This is a genomic window from Exiguobacterium sp. A1_3_1, assembly GCF_048985645.1.
Taxonomy (GTDB): Bacteria; Bacillota; Bacilli; order Exiguobacteriales; family Exiguobacteriaceae; genus Exiguobacterium_A; species Exiguobacterium_A indicum.
In genome coordinates, this window is the sequence record NZ_WBYY01000097.1 from 1 (window position 1) to 11507 (window position 11507).

The 11507-nt window shown below is 41.9% G+C and carries 9 protein-coding genes and 1 pseudogene; 6 read left to right on the plus strand and 4 right to left on the minus strand.

The genetic code is table 11. The features are described 5' to 3' along the window. A pseudogene (locus F8N00_RS11120) lies at positions 1-204 on the minus strand (IS3 family transposase); the annotation flags it as partial. Positions 205-1263: 1059 nt separating this feature from the next. Next, complete coding sequence (locus tag F8N00_RS11125; RefSeq protein WP_421018216.1) at positions 1264-2628, minus strand: hypothetical protein; 1365 nt, start codon at positions 2626-2628, stop codon at positions 1264-1266. 121 nt (positions 2629-2749) lie between these two features. Here F8N00_RS11125 and F8N00_RS11130 point away from each other — a divergent pair, with 121 nt between their 5' ends. Continuing rightward, a complete protein-coding gene (locus F8N00_RS11130) occupies positions 2750-4036 on the plus strand; it encodes a hypothetical protein (RefSeq protein WP_075642859.1) in 1287 nt (428 codons plus the stop codon). 61 nt (positions 4037-4097) lie between these two features. Beyond that, positions 4098-5111, plus strand: coding sequence for a hypothetical protein (locus F8N00_RS11135; RefSeq protein WP_143404474.1), 1014 nt, complete (start codon positions 4098-4100; stop codon positions 5109-5111). 231 nt (positions 5112-5342) lie between these two features. On the opposite strand, the gene F8N00_RS11140 is transcribed toward F8N00_RS11135, so the two are convergent. Together F8N00_RS11140 and F8N00_RS11145 are read right to left on the minus strand one after the other, a co-directional pair. Continuing rightward, complete coding sequence (locus F8N00_RS11140) at positions 5343-5582, minus strand: hypothetical protein (protein ID WP_075642861.1); 240 nt, start codon at positions 5580-5582, stop codon at positions 5343-5345. Between the two features lie 15 nt (positions 5583-5597). After that, a complete protein-coding gene (locus F8N00_RS11145; RefSeq protein ID WP_421018219.1) occupies positions 5598-6218 on the minus strand; it encodes an HNH endonuclease family protein in 621 nt (206 codons plus the stop codon). A gap of 192 nt (positions 6219-6410) precedes the next feature. Here F8N00_RS11145 and F8N00_RS11150 point away from each other — a divergent pair, with 192 nt between their 5' ends. From F8N00_RS11150 to F8N00_RS11165, 4 genes are all read left to right on the plus strand, one after another. Further along, positions 6411-6608 (plus strand): hypothetical protein, encoded by a 198-nt coding sequence (locus tag F8N00_RS11150; protein WP_075642863.1) that lies wholly within the window; start codon positions 6411-6413, stop codon positions 6606-6608. A gap of 82 nt (positions 6609-6690) precedes the next feature. After that, positions 6691-7878: a DUF4317 domain-containing protein gene (locus tag F8N00_RS11155; protein WP_035395462.1), complete on the plus strand. Its 1188-nt coding sequence runs from the start codon at positions 6691-6693 to the stop codon at positions 7876-7878. 176 nt (positions 7879-8054) lie between these two features. Further along, positions 8055-9134 (plus strand): alpha/beta hydrolase, encoded by a 1080-nt coding sequence (locus F8N00_RS11160; RefSeq protein ID WP_421018217.1) that lies wholly within the window; start codon positions 8055-8057, stop codon positions 9132-9134. A 16-nt stretch (positions 9135-9150) separates the two neighbouring features. Then, on the plus strand, positions 9151-11507 hold a 2357-nt coding region (locus F8N00_RS11165), incomplete at its 3' end, for a glycoside hydrolase family 3 protein (protein ID WP_421018218.1).

Genomic DNA, 11507 nt, shown 5'->3' on the forward strand with positions numbered 1-11507 from the left:
CAGGCAGTTTCCTCTACGAGACATAGATTGAAGCATTCCCATCTCACGGATTCGTGTTTGATAAGCAGGATGCGTATAATGGAATCCTTGATTGGAATGTATCATCGCTTCAGGGTGTATATTCCCTTGAAGTCGTTCTGCGAATTTATTTGTTGTATGAAGGACGAGTTCCATATGGAGGCTTGTAGATAAATGATGTGCCATAACTTATAACTTCACGTGTAGCGATATCCTTCACACAAGAGAGATAAACAGTTTGACCAGATTCAATATGGAGATAAGTAATGTATGTGGCGAATACCTTATCAGGCTCCTGTTGATCGAACCGATGGTTCAAGTGGTTTGGTATAGTCTTATGTTCATATGTCGCTTCAGCGATTTTATGGTAAGCATTCTGCCTACGGATTTTCGTCATGATTCCAAATTTTATCATGATACGCAAAATACATTTATGATTCATCGGTCCCTGATAAGATCAAGCATCTCCATGTACAGACCACGATAGCCGATTTTCCCTTTATGACAATCATGAATACGTTTTAGAAGGTGATAGTCCGCATAGTCGCGTTCAACAATATCCGTACGTGGCGAGCCAGGTGTAATAACCAATATGGCTCACTTCAGCGAGCATACATAGATCCGTCACGAACCGACTCGACGATTGTTTTCGTAAAACAATATTGATTGCCTGATAGCGCTCAGATGTCGTTAGTTTCGGTACTTCGCCTCTCTTTCGAGAGCAGTAATTTATTCTCCGCTGTGAGGTACTTGATTCGTGCTTAAGCTCTCGCAAGTTGTCGTTAGACGAAATCCTCTTTTTTCGGTCGACCTCTAAGATTTGATTTTCCACGTCTCTCGTTTTCATTCAAGAGTCCTTCTTCTCCATAAATGATATGTCTTCCGCCACCGTTTCAATGCTTCGTTCGGCGTTTGCTTACCGATCATGTCTAGGTCAAAGCCGCTTTCCTCAAAGATTTGTATCGATTGCTTACCAGCTAAATTCTCTTTTGTATTGAATCATACAATCTGATACCGAGGCTACGTGAAAACTCGCTTTAAGTTGTCTGATTTAATCTGGATTAAAAGTGCGTTTGTTCATTAATAGTGCTCCTGTATAAATTATATAGATACAGTATATCAATATCTTTAAACACAAAAAAACCCCGAATGTGGTCTTTTATCAAGTGTCCACCATTAAGGGGTCAGTCCAATCTCCGTATAATAACTAATAATATATATAGTTATTTTTTCTTAAGTTTTTAATCAATACTCAATTTCGTGTTTCTTAAAGAGTTCTTCAAAAAAACCTTTTATTAATTTTATTGATGTTTCTTCATTAATAAATTCAAATCCGCCAAATCTATACACTTCATATCCTTGAAGTTTTAATGCTCTATCGGCACGGACCATTTCTGCATATAATCTAGGACTTGATGTATCTCCATTTGAATAATGTTGTTTACCATCTATTTCAATTACAACCCGTATATGATTTGAAAAGAGTAATAAAAAGTCCATTCGTTGCCTAGGTAATATTTTTGTATCGAATCGCTGTTTTTGTGTGTATGGATCATAATGTAAATAAACTTGAGGTATCAATGCAGGCAAATTTTCTTTTATTTTATTTTTAAAAAGTGCAAAATAGCTTTTTAAAAATATCTTTTCTGGTTGCGAATCTAATGAATTTAATAATCTTAAATATAGTTCTCTCTCAATACATTTATTTATTTCAACATAATTATTTTTATCTGACCACCATTTAACGAGGTCTAACCATAGTAAGCACTTATCTGTTATAGGACGATCGTATACAAGACAATTTGACTCATCATTTATTATTTTTATATCATTATTAATTGAATCACTAATAACAATATCAGGTTTTTTACCTAGTGCTGCAAAGATAAGATTCTTTGCAGCACCCTTAACACCATCTACAACTTTCTTTATTTTATAAATTGTATATCCTGAAATAGTGTCTGAAGAAATAAAATGATATCCATCTTTAATTAAATGACTATCTAAAAATTTAATATACTCATCAATCTCAGATTGATTACGAACGATTGGATGTACAACTGTTTCTAAGAATGAAATAAATATTTGGTCTGAAGATGTGAGTAACTTTAAGTAGTCTTCATAGAGAAAAACTTCATCCCAGTCTGAATTATTTATCATGTGTTGCCAAATATCACCTAAAGCATTATTAAATCGATGATCGGTTGAACTCATTTGTTCTAAATTCCAGATTCTGTTTAAAAAATCAGTGAGTTCTAATTTACCTTCTATATTACCCTTAGAATATAGTGCATCCATAATATTTTTTCTGGTTAATTCACTAATAGTGTAAAGACCATTATATGTTACTTTATATAAAACATTTTTTAAAAAGTCTGCCTTTAGATAATAATCATCTAACAATCTCCTTGCAAGATCTAGTAAAAACAGTTGATTTTTGCTCTCAAGTCTCTTTTTTATATAGATATTTTTATTTTTTGATGCTTCTAATGTATCCCCTATATCCAAACCGTATCTTAAGCAAATATTTGGCAAATCCTCTATACTTTCTTCAATTAAAATAGATATTATTGCATCTATTAATTCATTTGTTTTTTCTATTTTTCTCACCTCTATAATTTTAAATTCATTTTATACTAATATGGATAAAATTAATAAAAAAAGTAACACTATTGGTATTTTAAAGTATAATATACAATAAAGTTAACTATATTACAGGGGGATTAAATTAATGGAAAAAAAACAAGAATTTGCTTTGAGATGTCACGATATTACGATAGGTTTAGGAAACAAAGAGGTTCCAGATTTTGAGGTTATTACTGAAGTTGGGCTAATGGTAAAACTAGCATTACATATTAGAGGTCTATCACGCATACCATACGAGACTTTAAAATTAGCAGCCTCTCATTTTTTGGGAATATCGACTTTAATTTGTAGAAATATAGTCCTTAGCTTAGCTGAAATCGAATTTGTCCAAATTATTTCAGAAGGATCGACTATAAAAGCTATTGTACCTACTGTTCCATTTTATGAAGATTTATATGACCAGGTAGGAGAATTCGCAAGTACTAAAAAAGTCAATGAAACAGAGGAACTTGCAATTACAATTTTAAAAAAATTGACACATTCTCCAATCCATTCTTCTTGGATATACGAATTAGGGGCTGAGAAGAGTCTAGTTCAAAGAAATCTTTCAATAGGAGAGCAGGGAAACTATATTATTAATAAGAGAAGTAGGGGTAAGGATATTCTATTAAGTCCAGTGTATTTCTCTGAAAATGCCGACTTATTTTCTGATCTTGTTGCAAAGTCTGGAGCTAAAACGGTTCAAAAAATTTTAACTCTAATCAAGCAAGCTCAAGGAATACCTTTACACATAGTTGAAACTAGAAAAGAGATAAATGGAGTCAAACTTACCGACCAAGAAATTACTTTGTTAAAAAGTTTAGCTCATGATAGTGTCATTAAACCACCTTCTATAAAAACATCACATTCTGGAGAAAATTATTTTTTATTTACTCCAAAACCAGGAGAAGCTAGATTAAGCGCTACAAAAAGAGAAATTTATGAGAGGGCAATGGCACTTGTTTCAGCGGTTAGACAGGGACAATACTTACCAAAGGAATATGCAATTAGAAGCCCATATGCAATTTTAAGAAAATTGAGTAATGATAATGAGATAGGCGCAAGTACAGAAGCTCTTGAACAGTATAAACAATTAACAGTACTTCGAGTAGGCAGATTAGTTAAGCAATATAATGGTTGGATGAAATTTGTATTAAATGATACTGAAGAGAATAGAGAAGCTGTAAAATTAGCTTTAGAATTGATAGAACTAGGAGAAGGCAAAGGGTTAGAAATCGATGATGATGCTAGATTAGCAATTGCTCAAGGTCAAACTTATATTGAGTCATTAATTAGCGCTAATAAACTAAAAGAAAAAGAAACAGTATCACTTTCTGAAGAGCATCAAGAAGAAGTAGATAACCTATTTTTAGGAGGCGTTTCAAATAATTAAAGATAAAGGATTGAAGTTGAAGTTAATAAGATATTATGTTGCTAACGAATGGTTTCCTCATATGGAAGCAGAAATTTTTTTTTCAGAAGGTATCTCTGTTAAAAGAAAGGTTGTAACAGACCTAGATACAATTGCTTTGATACCTACGAATTTTGGGGAAATGTCATTTATGATAGGAGATTGTAAAACATTAAGGAATCAATCACCGATTTCTCGTTCTTTTTGGCTCAGTGGATTGATGGGACTGTTAAAGGCAGATAAAGGCTTAATTCTATTAACTAAAGAAATTGAGCGTGATCATAAGCAATTATCTTCAAATATGAATATTTCATTAATGTCTGAAAATGATTTTGAATTATATGTAAGTAAAACATGTATTAACTATAAAAATGTAGATAGTGCTTTATGTAATGGAGAAATATGGGATAATTTTTTTGAATTACATAAAAAATATCCTTCACTTAATAATGCGATTAAATATGTTAAAGATGAATTTTGGAATATAAATGATAGTAAACTTAAGTTGCGAAAGACATTATTCATCATTAGAGATATTCGCCGCGAATTGAATCCTGATAATAAGGAGCATCTGGCTTTGTTATTAGATTTAATAGCTTTATTTTCTATCGCTCTAAACAGAGTTGTACTAGATATATTTAATCAATATCTTTTACCAGAAACAAAAGAACACTTATCTCGCGAACTAAAAATATGGATATGGGGAGGTATGGATCAATTTAACTATTGGAACAAGCTCTATCAATTAGCAAGTCAGAAAGGGAACGATAGTGAAATTGAGTTGCCAGAATGGGATAATTTTGTACAACTTATTCGTCAATTATTAGAAGAACCTTATGCTACATCACACGTTCCCTTGTTATTAAGAGAGTTAGCTTTTTCGTCTATGGATGAGGGCGTTATACAATACTCGTTGTCTAATCAATTAGCTAAGAAGTACCCTCAGTCAGCAAAGTTTGCATTTCTTATTAGTTCTTATGTATGTAAAGCCGCATTATTACCAAAAGATTTTAATTCTGTAATAACTAAAAAAATAATGGATACTCAAGTCTATTAAATATAAAAAAAGTGAATCACAATAAATATAAAACTAAGATTTTTAATAATAGTAACTTTTTTTTAAAATAAAATGGATTATTGTGATTTTTAATTACTTAATAACAAATTTTCGAAAAAATATAAGAGGTAGTCAAGACAGTAGTTACTTGTCTTGGCTACCTTTTAATTAATTATATTAAATAAATCATAGATAAACAGAAATACGTTGAGAATAGTGTATTTCTATTTTTTAAGAACGTTCCAACACTGTCGCCAATATCTGATGAATGACGTCATGATCACGGACGTCATGGACACGATAACTGCCGGGTAACGTATAGACGTCTATTGCTCCGACATAAGCAATCTTTAGTTCCAACGTCCCGTCCTCCTGACAGGTCGTCCGGAGTTCGAGTTCACCGCTGATGACACCAACTTCTTGCGTCATGACACCATGTGTGGCGGTAAAGGTAGAGGTTTTCGTTTCCATCGAATCGACTCCTTTTTAGTATGTACATGTGTTCAACATCGTTTGTAAGGCGGTTTTTTCACTCGACTGTAAGCTGAGGTTCCAGCGGCTCTTCGTATTGATCCACATCTTCGAGTAAGCGCAGCTCGCACCTGATCGTGTCGGCTTCCATGTCGACGGATCCTGATCCCCTTTTGAACGGTTCGAGCTTGCAGAGACAGCGATCAATTGCGGACCTGTCAAATCGTTTGCGAATGCTTGACGTGTCGTCGTCGTCCAGCTGCTTGCTCCTGAGCGCCATGCTTCCGCAAGCGGTACGACGTGATCGATGTCGAGGTCAGACGGGTTCGTGAATGTCAGTCCGTCATAGTAACTATACCAAGAACCGGATGTAACAGGGCACGATCCGACATATGAATCGGCGTCACGTTTTAAGACGACTTGTCGTGTATCACAGCCGCCTCCTTGACTGCTCCAGTGCGGAAACAAATCACGCGAATAACCGGTCATGCTGCCTTCTGTTTTAACCGTTAAAGCATCGAGTTGAGACTGGGCCGTCGCTTTCGATGAGATGCCCGATGGTAACGCGGAAACAGACGTCGTATCGAATTGGAAAGCGGTCAGACAGACGAGCGTAGTGATGACGATGGACTTGATGGCTTTGAACACGTGTCATTCCTCCTATGTATGAGACGAGATGATGTGAAGACACCCTTCACAATTTTTAGTATGGCATCACTTATTTAGGAAAAAATGAATATCGTGTAAATGTTATTAAAATTAAACTTTTGTCATTATATAGAAGGGTCTGATGTTAGGATTTAGGTGGAGAAGAAAGGAGACTACATCATGAACGAACGAATTAGAGGATGGTTGATCGTGTTCGGCGGATTTTTAGTCGTAAGTGGCACATTGACGGAAGCGCAACGTTATTTCAACACAAAAGAACTAGATAATTGCATCGCGCAAGCTCGCGCTGCCCACCAAGAATATGAATATGAGATCGCTAATCCTGTCACACGCGCCTATTCATTCCGTGCGCATTGATTTTCTAAAAGATGTCGGGTCATCTCGCATATGGTACGCTTTTCAGGAAGCAGGATTTTAATGATTCGAGGAGCTGGTATGCATGAATAAAAAAGACATCGCCGACATCCGTCGTCACTTCAAGATGGATGCCGATTTACTAAAAATCCATGAAATCTACAACGTCTATATCCGAAAAGAGACGAGCGAAATCTATCATGAGGAAGCCCGACCATTTCCATTGCTTGATCCGGAGCAACAGGAACTGTTCCTCGCGAACTTCAAGAAAGTACTAGGTGGAAAACTCGACGTCAAGCTGTTCGAGGTCAAGTTCACGCATCCGGAAGAAGGGGAGACGGGTCATACGCAGCAGCTTCTTTATGAAGGACTGTATGCGGAAGAGCCGGAGGACTGGGTCGAACAGATGCAGACGATGGCGTTGAAGATGGTCCAGGACGTCCAGTACGAGAACGACCTCGTCGTCACGTTCATTCGCGGACAATACTATAAAACGACGAAGCGCCAAGCGGATGAGACGGAGATCGATCCGAATGACGACGTCTATACGACACCATTCATCCTCGGTAGCCTGAACTTAACGGAGTTACCGAAACAATCGCTCGTCTTTGATTTCGTCGAACGGGAATTCAAGTCGAACTTATTCATCAATCCGGTCATCAAACTGGCGTCGCCAATCGGTGGATTCCTCTTCCCGACCTTCACCGACAATGCAGCAGACGTCAATCATGTCTTGTATGCGGCGGGCAAACCGAATAAACCAGATTTCGGCTTCCTTGAAAACGTCTTGAACGGTCAACCAATCGTTACGGCAGATGAGGATAAAGCGATCTTCGAGGAGATCGTCAAATCGGTCGTTGGTGAATCGATGGATACGAAGACGTTAGCCGGTGTCTATGAAAACATCAACCAGTTGATCGTCGTCGAAGAGGATCAAGATGAGGAAGAAGTACCAATGCTCGACGTTCAGGAAGTCGAACGTGTCCTCAAGGCAAGTGGTGTCGAAGACGTCAGCACGGAGCAGGTCGAACGGGCGTTCAAGACGGTCGTTGACGACCCGACATACGAGATGAAGGCGAGTAACATCGTTCCGAACTATGAAGCGAAATCGATTAAAATCAATACGAAGGTCGCGAACATCGCGATCAGTCCGCAAGACTTGAAGTATGTCAAACAAGTCAACTATCAAGGGAAACGCTGCCTGTTGATCGAGGTCGAGGAAGACACGGTCATCGATGGTTTTACGATCGTTTCACAAGAACAATTACGATGAGGATCAGCGCAGGCGACTGCGCTGATTTTTTTAGGTGAAACATTTGCTTCTCCTGTCAAAGACAGGTATATTGTGATGTAAGCGGTCTCTTTTTTAAAAAAGAGGCATTCGAAATTTTTTTAACGGTTATCGAAAGCGCTTTCGATAACCGTTTGACAAGAAAGGAAGCGATCCATTTGTCTACCGTATCGATGCAAGATTTGCTACGAACGTTACGAAATCGTTCATCCATCCATCAAGACGGTCTTGAAATCGTCGATAAGCCAATTCCTGACGTCTCGACTCCGGGAACACTCGATCCGCGTGTCCGTGAGGTTGTTCTCACGCAACGTCCATCGGTCTCGATTCCAGAAGGAGCGTCGCCAGTCGAATTGGCACGTGCCGGCATGGGGTGGGACAACGAAGACGTGACGACTCGGCAAATTTCAACGGATGTCCTCGCGATCCCAAGACCCGGTACCACGATCGAAGCACGGCTGTATCGTCCGGAAGCGGCACGTCCGCTCCCGCTCGTCGTCTATTTCCATGGCGGTGGTTTTTTCGGTGGTACGCTCGAGACGGTCGAGAACCCATGTAAGGCATTAGCCGATAAAGGGAACGTCGCCGTCTTGTCGGTCGGCTACCGATTGGCACCCGAGCATCCGTTTCCGACAGGGCTTATGGATTGTCATGCAGCGATCGATTGGGCAGTCGAGCACGCTGATCGACTTGGGATTGATCCAGGTGCAATCGCTGTCGCCGGTGATAGTGCCGGTGGGAACTTAGCGACGGTCTGTTGTTTGCTCGACCGCGAGCGTCCGATACCGTATATCCGCTATCAAGTCTTGTATTATCCAGTCGTCAACGTTGGGGAACATCCAAATTCGGAATATGACTGGACGCTTGAAGCGTATGACCGACAAACGGAACCGCAGTTACTCGAACGGATCATTTTGTCGCTGCAAGATGAAGAAGGTGTCCTCGAGCAATGGTACGTTCAAGCAAGTGATTCGACGGATCGACGGATCTCACCGTTGTTCGCGACGCTCGATGATCTACCAGAGGCACTCGTCATTACAGGAGAGTTTGATTACTTACGTCTTGAAGGGGAAGCGTATGCGAAAAAACTGGCGCGCACCGGCGTCAAGACTCGTTATCTCCAGTACCGCGGGATGGAACATGCCTTTCTTGATAAACTCGGTCTGTATCCGCAAGCCGAAGACAGCTTAGACGAAATCGCGAAAGACTTAAAACGACTTTTTTCTCAAACTAACTAACAAAGGTGGATGACGCATGACATACACGCTCGATTGGCAAGCCTATACAAAACTCGCACGACAAACCGTCGCGGAAGGGGCGGTCCTCTTACAAAATGATGGTGTGCTCCCGTTGCAACCCGCATCGACGGTCGCTGTCTTCGGACGTAATCAGTTCAACTACTATAAAAGTGGCACAGGATCAGGCGGGATGGTCAACGTCACGAACGTCGTCAGTCCGCTCGACATGCTACGCGAAGACGTAACGCTGAATGCAGACGTCCTCAAGGCGTACGAAAACTGGCTTGAAGACCATCCGTTTGACCAAGGTGAAGGTTGGGCAGCCGAGCCGTGGTCGCAAGAAGAGATGCCGCTTGACGCGACACTCGTTCAGCAAGCAGCGCTTGACTCCGATGTTGCCTTGATCATGATTGGTCGTACGGCTGGGGAAGACCGCGACAATACAGCGGATCCAGGGAGTTATTTTTTAACGGAGACGGAACAGGAGATGCTCCGACTCGTGACGACACACTTCAAACAAACCGTCGTCGTCTTGAACGTCGGGAATATCATCGATATGCGCTGGGTCGAAGAGACGGCGCCAAGTGCCATTCTTTACGCGTGGCAAGGAGGAATGGAAGGCGGAACTGGACTGAGTGATCTCTTGCTCGGACGTGTCTCGCCGTCAGGGAAACTACCGGATACGATCGTTCGTTCACTCGATGATTATCCGTCAACACCACACTTCGGTCATGCTGATCGCGCGTTGTATCAAGAAGACATCTATGTCGGGTACCGTTATTTCGAGACGTTCGCACCGGAAGCGGTCTTGTATCCGTTCGGTTATGGATTATCGTATACGTCGTTCGACCTTACGACAGACGTGACGACGTCAGCTGATGCTTGGACGGTGACGGCGACGGTGACGAATACCGGTCAGACGAGCGGGAAGGAAGTCGTACAAGGTTATCTCGAGAAACCACAAGGACAACTCGGGAACCCGACGCGTCAACTCGTTACGTTCGGTAAGACAAAAGAACTCGCACCAGGCGAGCAAGAATCTCTCACACTCGTCGTACCGTTCGCCTCGTTTGCGAGTTATGACGATAGTGGCGTTACCGGGCATAAGTCGTCTTATGTCGTCGAACCCGGCACGTATCAGTTGTATCTCGGAACGAACGTCCGGTCGGCGGTTCCAGTCGCAAGCCATTCCGTCGAGACGCTTGACGTCACGGACGTCTTAACGGAGAACATGGCACCGGTGACGGCGTTTGAACGCATCAAACCACAAGCGACCGAAACGGGATATACGGTGACGTATGAAGCGACACCACTACGGACAATCGATCCGGAACAACGTCGTCAACAGGAGCGTCCTGTTGAACGGACGCAGACGGAAGATGCCGGTTGGAAGTTACGCGACGTCAAAGAAGGACGGGTCACGCTCGAGACGTTTCTCGATCAATTGACGGATGCGGATCTCGCAGCAATCGTCCGGGGCGAAGGGATGAACTCACCGCGCGTCACACCGGGAACGGCGGGCGCCTTCGGTGGCGTGACGACAGAACTCGAAGCACTTGGCATTCCAGCAGGCTGTTGTGCGGATGGTCCGTCTGGGATCCGGATGGATATCGGAACGAAAGCCTTCTCGTTACCGAATGGAACGTTGCTTGCCTCGACGTTTAATACGACGTTGATTGCCGATTTATTTGAGATGACAGGTCTTGAGTTACGGAAAAACGAGATTGATACGTTGCTTGGACCCGGGATGAACCTCCACCGTCATCCACTCAACGGACGGAACTTCGAGTATTTCTCGGAAGATTCGTATCTGACTGGAAAAATGGCCGTGGCACAGCTCGACGGGATGCACCGGGTTGGTGTGACGGGAACGTTGAAACACTTCAGTGCCAACAACCAAGAGTTCCACCGACACGATCTGGATTCAATCGTATCAGAACGGGCGTTGCGTGAGTTGTACCTGAAAGGGTTCGAGATGGCCGTCAAGGACGGGAAAGCCTACTCGATCATGACGACGTATGGTGCCGTCAATGGGATCTGGACTGCCGGCTTATATGATCAGAACACACGTATTTTGCGCGATGAGTGGGGCTTTGACGGAATCATCATGACCGACTGGTGGGCGAAGATCAATGCGGAAGGAACGGAAGCAAATCGTCAGCAAACGGCGACGATGGTCCGTTCGCAAAACGATCTCTATATGGTCGTCGGTGAACCGGGAACGAATCCGTTTGAGGATGACACGTTGACGGCTCTCGCTGACGGAACACTTCGACGTTCCGAGTTACTGCGGAGTGCTGCGAACATCTGTCAGTTCCTGTTACGCTCACCAGTCATGGACCTGTCTCTTATACACATCTCCGAGCCCACGAG